The organism is Chitinophagales bacterium, assembly GCA_020636495.1.
Taxonomy (GTDB): Bacteria; Bacteroidota; Bacteroidia; order Chitinophagales; family Chitinophagaceae; genus UBA5543.
In genome coordinates, this window is record JACJXQ010000009.1 from 53,264 (window position 1) to 71,449 (window position 18,186).

Annotated in this window: 18 protein-coding genes; 8 read left to right on the forward strand and 10 right to left on the reverse strand. The window is 43.9% G+C overall.

What is annotated here, in order from left to right; translation table 11 throughout:
* Window positions 1–10: 10 nt before the first annotated feature.
* The 3 genes from mutY (at window position 11) to gldE (ending at window position 3,009) form a co-directional block, all read left to right on the forward strand.
* Window positions 11–1,084, forward strand: a complete 1,074-nt coding sequence (gene mutY, locus H6550_15065) for an A/G-specific adenine glycosylase (GenBank protein ID MCB9047452.1) — start codon at window positions 11–13, stop codon at window positions 1,082–1,084.
* Window positions 1,085–1,129: 45 nt separating this feature from the next.
* Complete coding sequence (locus H6550_15070; protein MCB9047453.1) at window positions 1,130–1,561, forward strand: single-stranded DNA-binding protein; 432 nt, start codon at window positions 1,130–1,132, stop codon at window positions 1,559–1,561.
* A 134-nt stretch (window positions 1,562–1,695) separates the two neighbouring features.
* The gene (gene gldE, locus H6550_15075; GenBank protein MCB9047454.1) at window positions 1,696–3,009 is read left to right on the forward strand and encodes a gliding motility-associated protein GldE; all 1,314 of its coding nucleotides are present in this window, start codon (window positions 1,696–1,698) and stop codon (window positions 3,007–3,009) included.
* 29 nt (window positions 3,010–3,038) lie between these two features.
* On the opposite strand, the gene H6550_15080 is transcribed toward gldE, so the two are convergent.
* Both H6550_15080 and H6550_15085 read right to left on the reverse strand, forming a co-directional pair.
* The gene (locus H6550_15080; GenBank protein ID MCB9047455.1) at window positions 3,039–3,245 is read right to left on the reverse strand and encodes a DUF2892 domain-containing protein; all 207 of its coding nucleotides are present in this window, start codon (window positions 3,243–3,245) and stop codon (window positions 3,039–3,041) included.
* Window positions 3,246–3,407: 162 nt separating this feature from the next.
* Entirely contained in the window at window positions 3,408–6,671 is a 3,264-nt protein-coding gene (locus H6550_15085) for a T9SS type A sorting domain-containing protein (protein MCB9047456.1), read from the reverse strand.
* Window positions 6,672–6,821: 150 nt separating this feature from the next.
* Here H6550_15085 and H6550_15090 point away from each other — a divergent pair, with 150 nt between their 5' ends.
* The 3 genes from H6550_15090 to H6550_15100 all read left to right on the forward strand — a co-directional run bounded on the left by H6550_15090 (window position 6,822) and on the right by H6550_15100 (window position 11,631).
* On the forward strand, window positions 6,822–7,811 hold the full coding sequence (locus H6550_15090) for an aspartate-semialdehyde dehydrogenase (GenBank protein ID MCB9047457.1): 990 nt from the start codon (window positions 6,822–6,824) through the stop codon (window positions 7,809–7,811).
* A 106-nt stretch (window positions 7,812–7,917) separates the two neighbouring features.
* On the forward strand, window positions 7,918–9,276 hold the full coding sequence (locus H6550_15095) for a T9SS type A sorting domain-containing protein (protein ID MCB9047458.1): 1,359 nt from the start codon (window positions 7,918–7,920) through the stop codon (window positions 9,274–9,276).
* 90 nt (window positions 9,277–9,366) lie between these two features.
* Window positions 9,367–11,631, forward strand: a complete 2,265-nt coding sequence (locus H6550_15100) for a TonB-dependent receptor (protein ID MCB9047459.1) — start codon at window positions 9,367–9,369, stop codon at window positions 11,629–11,631.
* Window positions 11,632–11,640: 9 nt separating this feature from the next.
* Here H6550_15100 and rpiB read toward each other — a convergent pair whose 3' ends face one another.
* From rpiB to H6550_15120, 4 genes are all read right to left on the reverse strand, one after another.
* Entirely contained in the window at window positions 11,641–12,096 is a 456-nt protein-coding gene (gene rpiB, locus H6550_15105; protein MCB9047460.1) for a ribose 5-phosphate isomerase B, read from the reverse strand.
* A gap of 10 nt (window positions 12,097–12,106) precedes the next feature.
* Window positions 12,107–12,895, reverse strand: coding sequence for a twin-arginine translocase subunit TatC (tatC, locus tag H6550_15110; protein MCB9047461.1), 789 nt, complete (start codon window positions 12,893–12,895; stop codon window positions 12,107–12,109).
* A gap of 168 nt (window positions 12,896–13,063) precedes the next feature.
* Window positions 13,064–14,143 carry a serine protease gene (locus H6550_15115; GenBank protein MCB9047462.1) on the reverse strand — a complete coding sequence of 360 codons (1,080 nt, stop codon included), beginning with the start codon at window positions 14,141–14,143 and terminating at the stop codon, window positions 13,064–13,066.
* Between the two features lie 6 nt (window positions 14,144–14,149).
* Window positions 14,150–14,722 (reverse strand): sigma-70 family RNA polymerase sigma factor, encoded by a 573-nt coding sequence (locus H6550_15120; GenBank protein ID MCB9047463.1) that lies wholly within the window; start codon window positions 14,720–14,722, stop codon window positions 14,150–14,152.
* Between the two features lie 227 nt (window positions 14,723–14,949).
* Here H6550_15120 and H6550_15125 point away from each other — a divergent pair, with 227 nt between their 5' ends.
* Both H6550_15125 and H6550_15130 read left to right on the forward strand, forming a co-directional pair.
* A complete protein-coding gene (locus H6550_15125) occupies window positions 14,950–15,198 on the forward strand; it encodes a hypothetical protein (protein MCB9047464.1) in 249 nt (82 codons plus the stop codon).
* Between the two features lie 201 nt (window positions 15,199–15,399).
* On the forward strand, window positions 15,400–15,618 hold the full coding sequence (locus H6550_15130) for a hypothetical protein (protein ID MCB9047465.1): 219 nt from the start codon (window positions 15,400–15,402) through the stop codon (window positions 15,616–15,618).
* 78 nt (window positions 15,619–15,696) lie between these two features.
* Here the strand turns inward: H6550_15130 and rsmI are convergent, their stop codons facing one another.
* From rsmI to H6550_15150, 4 genes are all read right to left on the reverse strand, one after another.
* Window positions 15,697–16,365, reverse strand: a complete 669-nt coding sequence (gene rsmI / locus H6550_15135; GenBank protein ID MCB9047466.1) for a 16S rRNA (cytidine(1402)-2'-O)-methyltransferase — start codon at window positions 16,363–16,365, stop codon at window positions 15,697–15,699.
* Window positions 16,366–16,386: 21 nt separating this feature from the next.
* Window positions 16,387–16,638 carry a phosphoribosylformylglycinamidine synthase subunit PurS gene (gene purS / locus H6550_15140; protein ID MCB9047467.1) on the reverse strand — a complete coding sequence of 84 codons (252 nt, stop codon included), beginning with the start codon at window positions 16,636–16,638 and terminating at the stop codon, window positions 16,387–16,389.
* A gap of 11 nt (window positions 16,639–16,649) precedes the next feature.
* Window positions 16,650–17,414, reverse strand: coding sequence for a CDP-alcohol phosphatidyltransferase family protein (locus H6550_15145; protein ID MCB9047468.1), 765 nt, complete (start codon window positions 17,412–17,414; stop codon window positions 16,650–16,652).
* 104 nt (window positions 17,415–17,518) lie between these two features.
* Window positions 17,519–18,136 carry a PorT family protein gene (locus H6550_15150; GenBank protein MCB9047469.1) on the reverse strand — a complete coding sequence of 206 codons (618 nt, stop codon included), beginning with the start codon at window positions 18,134–18,136 and terminating at the stop codon, window positions 17,519–17,521.
* Window positions 18,137–18,186: the final 50 nt, after the last annotated feature.

Genomic DNA, 18,186 nt, shown 5'->3' on the forward strand with positions numbered 1-18,186 from the left:
TACTGCGAAAATGAATAAGGCTCAGCAACAATACTTTACAAAACAACTGGTGCAATGGCACAGCGTGGATAATAACCGCAACCTGCCGTGGAAAGAAGAGACCGACCCGTATAAAATATGGCTGTCGGAAGTGATACTGCAACAGACAAGGGCCCAACAGGGACTACCCTACTACCTGCGCTTTACAGAAGCTTACCCTACCATTGAGGATATGGCATCGGCAGATGATGAAGAAGTCTTCAGGCTGTGGCAGGGGCTGGGCTATTATAACCGCTGCCGCAATATGCTGGCCACAGCAAGATATGTGGCCAATGAACTGGGTGGCCATTTCCCTGACAGTTATGCAACAATATCCTCGCTGAAAGGTGTGGGTCCTTATACCGCAGCAGCCATCGCATCATTTGCCTACGGGCTGCCGCATGCAGTGGTAGACGGGAATGTGTACAGGGTGTTGTCGCGCTATTTTGGCATAGATACACCAATAGATAGTACTACAGGAAAGAAAGAATTTACAGCACTTGCTGACCGGCTGCTGGACAAGACTGATAGCGCCGGCTATAATCAAGCCATTATGGACCTGGGCGCTACCATTTGTAAACCTTCGGGGCCCTTGTGCGGTGAATGCCCGCTGCAAAAGAAATGTTTTGCCCGGCAACACGATATCATTAAAGACCTGCCGGTAAAAAGTAAAAAACTGAAGATACAGACGCGGTATTTTCATTATATCCTGTTTACCCACAACCATAAATTGTGGATACATAAACGTACAGGCAAAGACATATGGCAAAACCTGTATGAACCTTACCTGGTAGAACACACAGGCCCGCTTGATGCTGAAAAGCTCGCCAATAATGACACACTGAACAGCCTGAAGCTGAAAAAGGGAGCGCTTTCTGATGCCGGGTCATCCTCTCAAAGACTCACGCACCGTATTATTGATTGTCGTTTTTACACCTGCCCGCTTACTGCCGTACAGGCGACAAAACAGAAGGGCGGTTTATGGGTAAGTTTCACAGAGCTGGACAAATACGCCTTTCCGAAGTCGGTAGTATCATTTCTTGAAAAAAAATCATACTTTTATTAATATGGGTAATAAATTCAGTTAATTGGCATATAAATATGAGTTTCAATGAGAGGCGTTAATAAAGTTACATTGATAGGAAATTTGGGGAAAGATCCGGATCTGCAATACCTGGAAGGCAATATAGCAGTAGCTAAATTCCCGCTGGCTACTACGGAAACCTATAAAGACAAAACAGGTAACCTGGTATCCCAGACAGAATGGCACACAGTAGTACTATGGAGAGGATTAGCTGAATTGGCACAAAAATACCTGCATAAGGGCAGTTTGGTATACATAGAAGGCCGCCTGCGCACCCGCAGTTGGGAAGATAAGGATAAAAACCGCCGTTTCAGTACTGAAATAGTGGGTGATAACCTGGTAATGCTGGATAAACGTAAGGACGGCAATGGCGACGAGGTTAGCAGTAATGACAGCTTTCCAGACCAGGACATCAGCTACAATTCAGGCGAAGGCGACAAAGACAATCTGCCATTCTGATAAATAAATAATGGTAAAGAAAGGGGAAAGACTTGCTGAAATTCTCTCCCTTTTTTTATTTTTGAAAAAGAACCAAATCGTATAACTACTTGGACAGCGCAGCAGAGGGTGATCCGAACCTTTCAATACTATTAATGATGGCTAATAATGAGGCGTTCCCTGCCTCAGCAGTTACCATACTCATCATCATCATACTGGTACAGTTGTTGCTGACCGCAATTACTTCAGGCTCTGAAACAGCCTATTTTTCACTTACCTCCAAGGACATCAACTACCTGAAGACCAAGGAAACCGGCGCTGCCAGGCAAACCATACGCCTGCTGGACCAACCCAAAATGCTACTGGCTACCATACTGATAGGTAACAACTTCATCAACATATCGATAGTTATCACCATGAAACTGCTGATGGACAAGCTGTTTCCCGGTATGAGCGAAGCCATGCTTTTCATTGTGAATGCTGTTGTGGTAACATTCTTACTCGTATTATTCGGTGAAGTGCTACCAAAAGTATATGCTACACAGAACAATATGCGCGCGGCACTTTTTGCCGCCCCTATACTGCAAACACTCAACAGGCTGTTTCGCCCCGTAAGCCGTTTGCTGGTGTCGTCTACCAATTACATTGAGAAACGCATCGGCTCAAAAACAGCCAGTGCTATCAGCGGCAAAGATTTCGAGCATGCGATAGAACTGACAGTGGGGCACACGGCAACCAAGCAGGAGGTAAATATCTTCAAAGGAATACTGAAATTCAGCAATATATCCGTTACGCAGATCATGCGTACTCGTATGGATGTGGGTTGCATACCTTATGACATCAGTTTTGCAGAGGTGCAGAAGATAGCCATAGAGCTTGGTTATTCTCGTATGCCTGTGTATAAAGAAAGTCTCGATAAGATAGTAGGTATCATACATACTAAAGACTTTCTGCCACATATGGACGAAACCACGTTTGACTGGCATACGCTTATCAGGCAGGCCTATTTTGTACATGAAGGCAAAATGATCGAAGACCTGCTGAAAGAATTCCAGACGAAACGCATTCACTTTGCCATAGTGGTTGACGAGTTTGGCGGTACTTCAGGCATCGTTACGCTGGAAGATATCATGGAGGAGATAATTGGTGAGATAAAAGATGAGTTTGACGATGATGAACACCAGTACAAAAAAATAGATGATAACAACTTCATATTTGAGGGTAAAACCCTTATTAATGATGCTTGTCGCATCATGGGCCTGTCGTCAGATACTTTTGATGAAGTAAGGGACGAAAGTGACTCTATAGCAGGATTAGTGCTGGAACTGGCAGGGAAATTCCCTGCTGTGAATGAGATGGTCAGCTACCAGAATTATGACCTGACAGTACTGAACCTGGACAAAATGCGCATACAACGCGTAAAAATAACCATCAACCGCCCACAGGAAGAAACTGAGGCGGAAGAATAGCTATCCTTCTTCGAACTACCCGAATATTATTACTCTTTTACCTTACAGGTATTAATACCGAAAAGCGTATACAAGGGACAAAAGTTAAGCAGGCTTGTCAGTAAAAAAACAGCTGCTACAACCATTAATACAATACCCAGTGTTCCTGTAATAATATCAGCAAAGTATAAACCTGCAATAATAAGAGCTACAAATATTCTCAGCCTTTTATCCGCTGTACCCATGTTTCTTTTCATAATCCTGTTATTTTATAAAGGTTCAAAACAATTATCAAATGTAGCTACATCACTTGCTACATAATATGATATATGTCATACAGAGGGGTAATTTATATCACCATAACAAAAGGGCCAGGAATATGTTTCCCGACCCTTTGAATATTATATTTACAGCCTCTTCTACCGGGTCAATGTTACACGACCTGCAGCTATTACTTCACCGCCTTGCTGCAAACGATAGATATATACCCCCGCCGGTAAAGCATGTGTATCCCATACCGCTTTGCCATTGTTATCCAATCTTACTGATCCTGCTTTTTGTCCTACTATATTATTCAATTCCACTGTTATTGCTCCTGCAGTTGTTGGTTCGCTGTATTCAAAAATAACATAATCGCGTGCCGGGTTAGGATAGACTTTCAGCAAAGCTTTCTTATTATCCATATCCCCGATACCTGTAAGCACTTTTACTGTAATACCATTGCTTATAGCAGTTGTGGGTTGCGGACAACGATAGTTGCTCGTCACCTCTACCGTTATCACATCATTATCACTGATCGTATTCGCACTCCATTTATAGCTCGTTGCCCCCTGTACATTCTGGCCATTGCGCTTCCACTGGAACTTAGGTGCCGGACCACCGTTCGTTACTACCGCGGTGAACGTAACATACTCATCTATCTGTAAGGTCCTGTTCGGGTCGGCAGTAATAGTAACCGATGGCGCCAGCCATGGCAATACTTTCATATCCACATCATTGCCCTGGTCTGTGTAAGCGGAGCTACACTTTGTATATTCCGTCATGTCGCACCTTACCACATCGCCATGATTCAGGGTTGTACTGCTGTAAGCAGGAGTATTCGTACCCACAGGGAACCCGTTCACGAACCATTTGTAGGTGGGTGTGCCTGCATAATTATTCGGCAGTGCTGTGAAGCTTGCTTTGTCGCCTACACATATCGTATCACCCGGTGTAGGGAAAATAACTACGAATGGTAGCGGGTTGATGGTGACCACTGTACTGCCTTCTGCTGATGTACAGCCATTAACCGTTGCCGTTACCTTGTAAGTACCCGTATCGCCAAACTGCATATTGGCCCGGGTTGGGTTCTGTGTTGTAGCACTGTAGTTGTTCTTGCCTGTCCATGTGTAAGTAGCTCCTGATATATTGCCAGCCTGTAACTGTAAGGTCTCGCCTGAACACAGCGGACTGCTGTAGCTTGCCGTTGGTGCGGCAGGTATCGGGTACACGGTAGCAAGGGTACTGTCTTTGAAGGAACAACCATTCAGGTCTACCGTGGCTACATACCAGCCTGTGGCCGATGCCGTACTGTTGGCTACATATGTGTTCTGCGTATTGGCGCTGAAACTGTTGGGCCCCGTCCATGTATAGGTGGCGCCTGTACTCGAAGTGCTTATATTGATGTAAAGCGTATCGCCCGCACACTCAGGGCCACTGTTACTTGCCGTCGTGGCTGTTGGCAGTGGTTTCACCAGCACGGTTGCTGTGTCTTTGCTGATACAGCCATTCATCGTGGCTGTTACTATGTAGTTGCCCGACATAGCTGTGGTCGTATTGCTTAGGGATGGGTTCTGTTGGGCTGAAGTGTAGCTGTTGGGGCCTGTCCAGCTATAGCTTACATTGCTACTGCTGCTCGACGAGGTCAGGTTCAGTGTTTCACCAGAGCATATGGGTGTATTACTACCTGCTACTGGTTTGTTAGGCAATGGTTTTACCTGTACGGTAAGGGTATCTTTCAATGCACAGCCGTTCAGCGTAGCGGTAACATAATAATCCCCATTATGAGCCGGGACAGCACCGCTGATAAAAGGACCCGGATTAGTAGAATTGAAACCATTAGGGCCTGACCATGCATAGGTAACTCCTGTTGAGGTAGAGGATGCAGAGAATAGTATGGTTGCGCCCGTACACAAAGGACTGTTCACCGACGTGGTGAAGTTGGCAGGACGGGGTTTTACCAGTACCGTTACCGTATCTCTTGAAACACAATTTCCGTTGTTCGCATACAAAACATAATCGCCTGACATGGTTGTTGTTGCCCCGGTAATAACAGGATTCTGTGCATTAGAAGAATAACTGCCTGGCCCGCTCCAGCTATAGGTATTAGAAGAGCCATTGGCCGTACCGAATAACTTCAATGTATCATCGGCACATACAGGGCTGTTAGTAGTAGCAGTGGTGCCCGTAGGGCCGGAACCTGCATATACTACTGCTGTGGTAGTATCTTTTGCCTCGCAGCCGTAAATGTATGCGGTGACGATATAATTGCCACCATTGGCAGGAACAGGATTAGGAATAGATGGGTTTTGCGCAGCTGAGGTAAAACTGTTGGGGCCTGTCCAACGATAGCTGACACCCGATGTGGTCGTAGATGCGGTCAGTCTTAAAGTATCATTATTACAAACAGGGCTGTTGTTATTGGCTACGGGCTTTGCAGGCACAGTCGTGCCGATGCCTATATTCACGCCATTATCATAAGTAGTATCCTGGCCATTGCTGGATATCATACGAATACGATAACCACTACCTGTTGTGGTATTGGTTGGTATGATGCCTGTGATTGTATCAGAATAATAAGACGATTTAGTACCTATATTCACCGGGTTTGCAAAACTTCCCGATGCATCGGACAACTGGAGCGTAAATACATTGTTGGTCTGGAAGAACAATGGGGAAGTATTAGCATAATAGGGTACGCGAATGGTATCTCCTGCACATAATGTACTGTCTGTGAAGTTGACACCAAAGCGTTTAGCAATTTTCACAACAACAGAATCAAAATAATAATATATAGTTGCATTACTGGTACTGCATGAAGTAGTAAGGTTACTACCCTGGCGAAACCCGCCAATAGCGATATTGTCATAGGTTGAATCTGCTGTGAAGTTCTTAGTGAGCCTTACCCAGTTTTGCGTGTCTGATACAACAATATTGGTCCATTCTACTTGTGGCGTCACCCCGGGTGTCGTAGTCGTACTGTAGGAAGAAGGAGCGGCATCAAAAAAATAAACTCCTATGTCATTCGTACCACAAGGGGTCACATTGGACAGGTTAACAGAAAGCGACACCTCGTATGTAAATCCTACCTGCATCGGTGTAATAGCCCTTGTAACATATTCTTTGTACGGATTGGTACCTGCGTTGCTGTACCCGCCCATATAACCATTACCACTGGCTGCAAGTTGGTATCCGCGAAAATTATTCGGAACACCTACGCCAGACGTGCCGGATGTATAACATGAATTAAAATAATCGGACGTACCTGTAGTGAATTGCGACCAGCCTGTGCAAACATTTGTTTGTGAAAGGTTAGTCGGGCAACTTGTATAATATTCAAAATCTCCGTTAGGGACAAGGTTCTGCTGTGCAGAGACAGTATTAACCGCTGATGCCATTAAAAGCACAGCCAATAATTTCTTCATAATATTCAGAATCGTTTACCAGTTAAATATATTAAAAAAGCATCAATAGGGATATTAAAATGCAGAAAACAAGGACGGAATACATCAGCCCTTTTGCCAATATTACAATTCGCCTTTTCTCACTTACCTTTGCAACCTTAAAAAATCAATATGCGTGTAGCAGTAGTCGGCGCCACAGGGCTTGTGGGCAGCACCATTCTGAAGATCATGGAGGAAAGGAATTTTCCGGTAACAGAACTGATACCTGTGGCTTCTCAGAAGTCGGTAGGCAATAAGGTGCAATTTGGAGGTAAAGAATGGACAGTGGTATCGGCCGATACGGCTATTGAAATGAAGCCGGCACTGGCTATATTCTCCGCGGGCGGGGCTACTTCGCTGGAACTGGCACCAAAATTCGCTGAGGCTGGTTGCCGGGTAGTAGACAATTCATCGGCATGGCGCATGGACCCTACCAAAAAACTGGTAGTACCTGAAGTGAATGCGCATGACCTGACAAAAGATGATATGATCATAGCGAACCCGAACTGCTCTACTATACAAATGGTCATGGCTTTGAAACCGCTGCACGACCAGTACCGCATAAAACGCGTGGTAGTAAGTACCTACCAATCCGTTTCCGGTAGCGGTCAAAAAGCAGTAAGTGAGATGGAAGCTCAACGCAATGGCAGTACTGAGCACCAGGTCTACCCGCACATAATAGACAAAAATGTCATCCCGCAGATAGATGTTTTCCAGGACAACGGCTATACCAAAGAAGAGATGAAGATGGTGCTGGAAACCAACAAGATAATGGGCGACAACACCATAAAAGTAACTGCTACCACTGTAAGGGTGCCTGTAAGCGGAGGCCACAGCGAAAGCGTGAATATTGAGTTTCATCATGATTTTGACGAGCATAAGGTAAAACAATTGCTATCGGACTTCCCGGGAGTAATAGTAGTAGACAACCCGGAAATGAACAGCTACCCAATGCCATTGGACGCTGCCGGCAAAGACGAAGTATTCGTTGGCCGTATCCGCAGGGACTACTCACAGCCAAATACCCTGAACTGCTGGATAGTGGCAGATAATCTGCGTAAGGGAGCCGCCACCAATGCAGTACAAATAGCCAAAGTATTGCACAACAACGGCTGGATATAAGGTTAACACGGCATTAATCTTCTGTCACAGGATTGTAAAGACTTGCTTTGCAACAAGCCCAAAGCCCTGCGTGTGCGTACCTTTGAAGACTAAAAATCTATACTGGATGAACTTTAAGTCTACACTGAGTATTCTTGCCGTAGCAATCAGCTTACAGGCAAACGCACAATCCTGGGTCGCTGACTCCGTGGAAATGGGTGCTAACTACAAAGATGATATATTTTATGACCTGTCTAACGGGAATGACTATTCTGCTACCGCAGACAACTGGGATATTGCGTTCCAGATGACCGTTTTCGGCGATCCGATGTTTAATGCTACTGTTCGTGCCAATCACATCAAACGCGATGTACAGGTTTATTCGCTGCACAAGCAAGCAAGCACAAGCTTTGGCACACTTACAGCCAGCGATACTGTGGTAACACAGAGTAACCAGCTTGTAAATATTGACACCAGCTGGGGTACCGGTGCTTTTACCAACAACAGGGGTTCTAATCCTTTTGATTACGGATGGGGTGCATATAACTCAACTACCCACTTTTTGGATGGCGACTCGTTGTACCTGGTTAAGGCCAACGGTGTTTTTTACCAATTGTGGCTGAAACAATATGTTAGCTTCGGCTCTCCTGGCTCTGTAGGGTACAAGTTCAGGGTGGCTCTTTGGGATGGCACAGGCGATCGCTCAGACAGTGTAATGAGGGTGAGCCCTTATGATGACCGTCTTTTTGCCTATTACGACCTGGCTACCGGTACTATAATAGACAGGGAACCTGCTCGCAAAAACTGGCACCTGTTGTTCAAACAATACCAGAAGAATGGTCAACCGGGCGGACAGAATCCTAACAAATTGCAGGCTTATACCGGCGTACTGGTAAATGACCATGTAAAAGTGGCTAAGATCACAGGTGTATCTCCTAACAATATCAACAGCGGCAACTACACGTCTTCACTTTCCGCATTGTCAGTAGAGACCAACACCATTGGTGACGACTGGAAAACATTCAATGGCGGAACGTTCATGTACGAGTTGGATACTAATACCAGCTTCATCATAGCTCCTGATACTGCGGGTGGAAAGCAAACATACTACCACTTGCGTTTCACCAGGTTCGATGGTGGTTTTGCGCCTAACACAGGTAAAGTGATATTTGAGACAAGGGTACTGGGTATGATAAGTGTAGGTGTAAATGATGTTACAGGAGTAAGTAAAGCTCAATACAGCATTTACCCCAACCCATCTGCAACAGAAGTGAACATTGTGGTAGATGCAAAAGAAGCAGTTGCTAATACCATGATGGTAGTGACAGATATTACAGGTAAAGTAATGCAGCAGAGCCGCGTGAACATTACCAAAGGGTTGAATGCTTACAAACTGGATGTGGCTGCATACCCTGCAGGCACCTATATAGTAACTGTTGCTAACAGCAACTGGAGCGTAAGTGATAAGGTTTCTGTACAGCACTAATAGGGTTGTACATGCAGAAATAAATACAAACCTTGCTACCTGCTCAACAGGTAGCAAGGTTTTTTGAATAATAAAGAAATATATAGTCAATTGAAAAGGATCTGCTATTTGCTGGGATTTATGTTTTGTTCTTTTGCTGTTGCTGCACAATCAATCAGTGTACAACTGGTAGACAAGAACAATGGCAACACCATACCTTTCGCTTATATAAACATGATGTCTGCCGTAACAAATGCTGTAATGAATACTGTGCAGACTGACGAAAATGGCAATGCAACACTGATACCCGAGCAATATCCTTTTTCCATTGAAATAAATGCGCTGGGTTTTGAATCTGTAAAGAAAACATTCCCCACTTCGCCCGCTGCTAACCGCCTGACCATTTACATGAGCAAAAAGTTCTCTTCGCTGAATGAAGTTGTGATCACAGGGTTGAATACCCCGATGAAACAGAAGGATGCTTTGTCGATGTATAAGATCATTACGAAAGAACAGATACAGGCACAGGGTGCCGTTACACTGAACGAGGTAATGAAGAACCAATTGAATGTTCGAGTAGACAACGATAACATCCTGGGCTCGAGCATGAGGATGCAGGGTATGAGTGGCGATAAAGTAAAAATACTTATAGATGGGCTACCACTCAACGGACGTGAGGGCGGTAACATCAACCTGAGCCAGATCAACATGAACAATGTGGACCGTATTGAGATCATACAAGGGCCTATGAGTGTTGTTTATGGTACCGATGCGCTGGGTGGCATCATCAACATCATTACCAAAACCGAGACCAAACCATTTTCTGTAAATGTGGGTGCCTACTACGAAACGATAGGCAGGTATACTTACGATGCCTCTATTACCAAACGCATTAACAAAAGGAACCAGATCACGCTCGGTGGCGGCTCTAATGCCTTCCAGGGCTGGAAGCCAATTTCACAATACAAAATATATAACGAAGATACTTTGTTGTATCAGCGTAGTTTTCTTTTCAAGCCCAACACACAATATTTAGGCAACTTTGCTTATTCATATGTAGCGCCTTCGGGGTTCAACGTCCATTTTGCCAGCGATTATCTGAATGAGCACGTGACCAACAAAGGTAATCTCGAAACATGGGACCCATTCAATGGTGCTTATGCGTATGATGAATATTATAATACTCAAAGATCAATGAACCGCCTGTCATTAAGCGGCAAACTGGGCAAAAAAGGTACATGGCAAAGCCAGAATGGCTATATGTTGTATTACCGTACCCGCAACAACTATAAAAAGGACATGGTGACCCTGACACAGGAACTCAATCCTCAGCAGGGCTCACAAGACACTTCATCATTCAGTGATGTGTATGCGCGTGGTAGCTATAGCAACAGCCTTAACAGGTTTTCTTATACCGTCGGTTACGACATCAACCTGCAATATGCCTACAGTCTGAAAATAAATGGTAACAACAAGACCATACAAGATTACGCAGCTTACACCAACTTGTCGTATGAGCTGCTGAAAGACAAATTGAAAGTACAAGGTGGCTTAAGAGGCTCCCTTAACTCATTGTATAATCCACCCGTTATTCCAAGCGTGAACCTGCTGTATACACCCGTAAAAAAAATACAGGTACGTGCATCTTATGCCGAAGGATACAGGGCACCGTCATTGAAAGAAATGTACCTGAGCTTTATAGACCTGAACCACCACATACTGGGTAATGAGAACCTGAAAGCAGAAAGCAGTCAGCATTTCCAACTTTCTACGTCATACCAGGCATATGAAAAAGAAAACGACTACCTGCAACTTATACTCACCGGCTACTATAACAATGTATTTAATGGCATAACGCTGGCACCCACACACCCCGAAGATTCTACCAGCATCGACTACACTTATGCCAACCTGTCTCACCAGACCAATACGATCGCATCGGTACAGGCAGATGGACAATACAGCAGGTTGCACTACCAGGTAGGCTATTCATACAATTACACCTTTGCAGAGCCCGGCAGCTATGCTGCTTTTTCGGCCAGCGAAGCTACCGCTACTATACAATATGCCTGGAAGAGGCCCGGACTGAATGTAAATGTCTTTTATAAGCTCAGTGGCAAACAACCATTCCTGCAATCAAATATCGATGGCAGTGCATCCTTCAACGGAGTACAAAAAGCATTTCAGTTATGCGATATATCGCTGGAAAAGAAATTCTTCGACCGCAAGTTGCAGGTTGTAGCAGGCGTTAAGAATGTGTTTGACTTTCAGCAGGCTACGGTGAGCGGCAGGGTATCATCGGGCACACACGGTGGCGGCACCTCCAGCTTCCTACCCAGGAGTTTCTTCACTTCGGTAAGGTTCTCAATTAATTAAGCACAAGCACTAAGAGCAACTGATCTTTTCTACCCTTCTTTCATGGCGGCCACCTTCAAACGGTGTACTGAGGAATGCATTCATCATTTCTTCTGCCAGCTCAACAGATACAAAACGTGCCGGTATGCAAAGTACATTAGCATTGTTATGCTGGCGGGCCAGCTGTGCCAGTTCTACATTCCAGCATAGTGCTGCGCGTATACCCTGGTGTTTGTTGGCTGACATACATACTCCATTTCCACTGCCACATATCAGGATACCTGCGGCTGCTTTCCCCTGTTCTACCATTTCTGCCAGCGGATGCGCATAGTCAGGATAGTCAGTACTTTCAGTACTGTAGGTACCTTTATCCTCTACCTGCCAGCCGGCTTTTTTCAGTGCCTCTATTAATATTGATTTATACTCGAAACCTGCATGATCGCCGCCTATAGCAACAGGTAATTCATTGTTAAAAACTGCTTGCATAATTATCGTTTTAATCTCTGCGTTTCAGATAGTCTTTGTTGGCGCGTTCGCTGATAGCAATAGATACTTCGTACAACAACAGCATTGGCACACACACTAAAAATAAAGAAAATACATCAGGAGGCGTAATGACCGCCGCCAACACAAATATGATCAGTACAGCAAAATTTCTTTTACCGCGCATTACCTGTGGTGTCAGCAACCCTATCCTCGAAAGGAAATATACCAACACCGGTAACTCAAACACAATACCCACACCTAATACAAGATCGCTCAGCGTATCGTAATAGTTAGACATGGTAATGATATTCTTAAATATCGGGCTGAGGGTATAATTGGCAAAGAAATTAATAGTGAATGGTGCAATGATATAATAGGCAAAAAGCACTCCCATGAAAAACAGCAATGACGACCAGAAGACAATACCCCGGGCGTGTTTCAACTCGGCTGCTGTAAGTGCGGGCTTGACAAAACGCCAGAACTCCCAGAATACGTACGGGAATGCAATAATAAAGCCCAGCATGAACGAAACTGAGAAACTCATCATGAACTGGCCCGAAAGCTCTGTGTTCTGAAAGGAAATATTGATCTCCTTCATACAAAGCGAACTGACTTTTATCATATCAGCCAGTTTGCACATCCACTGGTAGGTAATGAATTCCGGTTTGGCCGGACCCATTATTATTTTGTCGAAAACAAAGTCCGTATTGATAAAAATGAATATCGCACCTATAATCACTGCCACGAGGGAGCGAACAATATGCCAGCGCAACTCCTCTATATGATCTATAAAGGACATCTCGGCATTGGGATCCTTAGTATTGCGTTTGTTAAGTACCTTTTTTAGCTTACTCACTTTGTCAACTTACAGGCGGCAAAGTTAGATAAATATATACCTGCGTGTATAAACTATTATAAATAAAAAAGCGGCATACGTGCCGCTTCTACTTATAAATTGAAATAATATTTATCGTTTATATACTTTAATGGAACAGGTATAATATTCCAGCTTTTCTATTTGCTGCTCCCTGTTCAGCCGGTTCAACCTGTTGGTGCCTGTTATTTTTATACTGTTTTCTTTCGGCAGCGTATTCAACAGGTCTATTATCGCATCGGAAGCTACAGCATATGTAGTACCCTCACTCTCACTTTCTTTACCTGTAATAATACCGATGATCGTACCCGACGCATCTGCTACAGGAGCACCGCTCTGCCCGGGTCCTGCAGTGATATCCAGCCTGTATTGTGTAGAATCACCACCATAACCATTTTTAGCGCTGATATATCCTTCGTTATACACGATCTCATCCTGTGGGAAACCCAGAGTAAACACTCTCGCTCCCAGTTTCCTCTTATTCCTCGCTATATTATATGGTATTTCCTGTTTGCTGAACTTAAAATTCTTTGATTCTACCTTAAGAATTACAACATCAGTCGTTTCATTAAATGCTACTACATCAGCTTTGTAATATTCTCCATCTTTGTTCTGTATGTATATGGAGTCAGCACCTGTGATAACGTGGTAGCTACTAACCAGGTACCCGTCGTTGGTGATAGCAAAGCCGGTACCCGTGTACCTTGCCTCCTGTTGTGGCGTGTAGGTCTGTTTCTTAATGTCACCTATTATCTTATTCTGCGAACGCTTAACTGTTTCCAGGTCGCGACGCAACAGGCTGTATTGCGAGGCTATTTTGTTATTGTTGTGCTGTGCTACCCAAAAAGTAGTTAGCGAAGTAAGTATAGCTATACCTGCTGCTATGGCTGCAGTGCGCCAGTTGTTGTGCCACAGCGAGATAGTTTTTGTCACCAGAGGTGAATGCTTTTCCGCAATAACTTGTTCGTGTATATCCTTCAGCAGTTGCCTGTATTCTTTTTGTTCGCCACTGCCTTTCAGTGAGCGTAACATATTAATACAGTCCTGGAATTCAGATGCAAATACCGAATCTACTGTCTTTCGCTCCTCTATGGCATGTTTATCCTCACCTGTAAGTTTTCCTTCCAGGTAAGCCTCGGCCATTTGCCATATATTGTTATCGTATAACATCACAGATCATCATTTCACTTGTGTGGTATAAAATATTTTCTTCAATCGTGCCAGGCACTTATATTTCTGTGTCTTGGCGTTGTCTGCATTGGTATAGCCAAAATCAGAGGCTATCTGTTGCATATTATTATTCTTAAAATAGAAGGAGCGGAGTAACGAACTGCAGGGTTCCCCAAGTCGTTGCAATGCATCATCCAGTTGTTTATAATGCATCTCCCTTTCGTGATGGGCTTTTATGTCATCTTCATAATTCCCTTCAATATTAATCTCCTCTTCATCGTCTATTGCTATGTGCGACTTTGGCTTTGCCTGTACTTTTTTATACCAGAGGTTGCGTGCGATAGCAAAAAGGTACGTACTCAGTTTACAAGTCAGCTCCAGGTCACCTCCCTTTGCCTTTTCGTACAACACGATCATCGACTCCTGGCAAACATCTGCCGCATCATTCTCATCTCCACCTGCTTTTACAATCCATTTGCTGATAAAACGGTAATGATCGCGGTATACCTGCTCCATCACCAAACGGTTGCCCAAAGCCAGCTGCCTTACTATCTCCTGTTCCGTGTATAGCTCTTTCTCCAATTATTAATATGATTTTGCTCAAAAGGTAACCCAACAATATTTACGTATTTGTTGTTATTCCTTATTATACCTGTAAAGTTAAGGGCAATAAGATTAGAATGGCAATCTAATATGCCTTGCCCGCAAAACATATAAATAATATTTTATTGTATTATTTTGTGCATAAGTGGGTTACCTTTTGGTTTTCGGGGTATAAACATTTATACAAAACTTAAAACTGAACTATTATGAAATTTGTAAAATTCGGAATTTTCGCATTTGCATTAAGCCTTTTCGTTATCTCTTGTGGTAACAATGAAACAGCTGAAGATAAAGCTGAAGACATGACAGAACACATGGAAGAAGCTGCTGATGATGCTGGTGAAATGATGGATGAAGCTGCTAATGAAGTAGACACAGCTATGCACGAAGCAGGCGAGAATATGGAAAACGCTGCTGAAGATGTAAAAGAAGCTGCACACGACGCTACCCACTAAACGATACTGGATTAACCAAAACTAAAAAGCTGCCGGAAATTCCGGTAGCTTTTTTTATGAAATTAAAAATCACAAATTACTCATTATCAATTTTTTTCAAATAACAATAAAAAAACTTTAAAAAAATATGCGGATTGCAGGTTACCTTTTTTTGTTGTTTGTATTAATGAGTAAACTATTCATTTTTAAAAAACTACAATTATGAAATTCGTAAAATTAGGCATCTTCACTCTGGCATTAGGTATGTTCATCGCTTCTTGCGGTAGCAACGAATCAGCTGAATCTACTGAAGAGGCTCCAATGACTGAAGAAGTAGCTCCTGCTGCTGAAGAAGCTCCAATGACTGAAGAAGCTGCTCCTATGACAGATTCTACAGCTGCTCCTGCTGAAGCTCCAGCTACTGAAGAAGCTGCTCACTAATTTTTATATTAGTAAGAGAAGAAATAAAAAACATCGGCCAGTGGCCGATGTTTTTTTATGCTTTAAAACCCAGGGTTGTTATTCTTTTCCTGCCACCACAATTACGATCTCGCCCTTGGGTGGTTTGGCCTCATAGTGCGCCGCAAGTTCTGTAACGGTTCCCCGAAGCGTCTCTTCAAACATTTTGGTCAGCTCTCTGCATACAGCAGCCTGTCGTTCAGGGGCCAGGTATTCACCTAATTCCTTTAATGTTTTTACCAGCCTGTGCGGACTTTCATATAGTACGATCGTCCTGTCTTCGTCAGCCAGTTTTTTAAAGAAGGTTTGCCGACCCTTTTTCTGTGGGGGAAACCCTTCGAAACAAAAGCGATTGGATGGTAATCCTGATTGTACCAAAGCAGGAACAAATGCACTGGCACCTGGCAGGCACTCTACTTGTATATCATTGCGGATGCATTCCCTTGCCAGCAAAAAGCCGGGATCGGAAATACCGGGCGTACCGGCATCTGTAAGCAGGGCGTAAGTTTTGCCTGCTTTCAGCTCATCTATTATCTTCTCCAGTGTTTTGTGCTCGTTGTGCTGGTGATGCGGGTACAGCGGTTTGTGGATATTATAATGATTCAGCAACACCGAACTAGTACGGGTATCCTCACACAAAATGGCGTCAACTCTGTTCAGTATTTCTACTGCACGGTAAGTAATATCGCCCAGGTTGCCTATCGGGGACGGCACGAGGTATAATCGTATATCCTTTTCCTGCTGCAAAATTTAGCCTTCAATTACAGAAAGGTCGAATTGCTCCATTACAGGATTAGCCAGTAGCTTTTTGCACGCGTCATTCGCCATAGCTTCCGCCTCTTCTTTTGAGCCTGCTTCTATGTTCAGTGTAATGTGTTTACCTATGCGTACGCCGTCTATTGCATTCAGTCCCAGGTTGTGCAGACTGTTGTTCACAGCTTTACCTTGAGGATCCAGCAATTCTTTCAGAGGCATTACATTAATGTGTGCTATATATTTCATCAAAAACTATTTTATACTTCGCTTGGTTTATGAATAAATGATAACAGAATATAGAGTAGGAATATTACAGGTATGATAGCTATATGCAGTACAAACCAGCCTGCTATACCTGCTACTATCAAGATAAGTTGCGGCCATATAGCAGCGATACTGAAACCTGATGGCATCAGTTTAAAGAAGCGTATTTTAGACAACATCAGCCAACTAAACAGGACGATGATGATGTAAATAACCCACTTGTTCTGCAGGTACATACCCATACCAAAAGGATTGTACCAGTTGATAAGCGGGAATGATGCAATGAACAATCCTACAGCGGGGGTAGGCATACCTATAAAATGTGTTTTCTGCTCAGCAGAACTCTGGTTGAACTTAGCCAACCTGACTGCTGCTGCGCATGCAATAATAAATGCAGGCACCATGGCAAACATATTCACGTCCAGAGCATAAGGCTCTGCCATATAGCTGGCCCACAGCATTTTGAACAGTATCATAGATGGTGCGACTCCAAATGATACCACGTCGGCCAGTGAATCCAGGTCTTTACCAATAGGAGAAAATACCTGTAATGCCCTGGCTGCCAACCCGTCCAGCATGTCGAACACAGCCGCGAGCAATATGAACAGTGCTCCCATATAGGCCTGCTCCGTGCCTATCACCCAGTATTCGTTGTCGTTGAACGAGGATACGAAGGGTTGTGCATTAAGTATAAAAGCAATGGCTATACACCCGCTTACCAGGTTGGCCAGTGTCAGCAAATTGGGTAAATGCTTCATGTGTTGGCAAAGATAATAGCTTATTACGGAAGCTAAGACAAAAATTAATGGGGCTGATTGCCCCATTAATAAAATATCTTTTTAAAATTCAGGCACTGGCCCGCTTATAAAAATGAAAAACCAAGATGTATCTGTATCGTACCCAGTTTCCAGCTTTCACCTACTGATGAAAGGTTCTGATCGCTAAGTCCGAATGTATACCGGATACCGGCATTGAGTTTTGCAGGCAATTTCAGTTGCAAACCTACCACACCAGCAAAATCGCTGGTATTGAAAACTGTTGAAGTTGGCGTATTCAATATACCATCCTTATCCTTGGCAGACAGCAGGCTGCTGAATTGCGGGCCTAACTGTATGCTGGCATTGCCAAACATTTTCAGGTTCAGCAATACCGGGATATGCAGATATACAGCAGAGAAACTGCCTTGTGAAGTGCTATCTACAGGATTGAGCAACAATCCTGCATCCTGGAAACTTCTACCCTGGCCCGTAAATGTAGTGGTACTCACCAGGGCTTCGATCTGCCCTGCAATTTTTTTAACGCCTACACTACCAAAAGCACCGGCCAGTATGCCGGACCTGTAACCACCTGTCCATGTACTACCTTGTAAACGGGTAAAGTTCATTCCCGCCTTCAAACCGATGTTTACATCAAGAGGCCCCGGTTGTGCAAAGGCCAATACGGGTAAAAAAGCGCATATCAGTAACAAAAACTTTTTCATATCCTCTGATTTTGTACAACAAATATATTAATCCTGAACGAATTATGCAG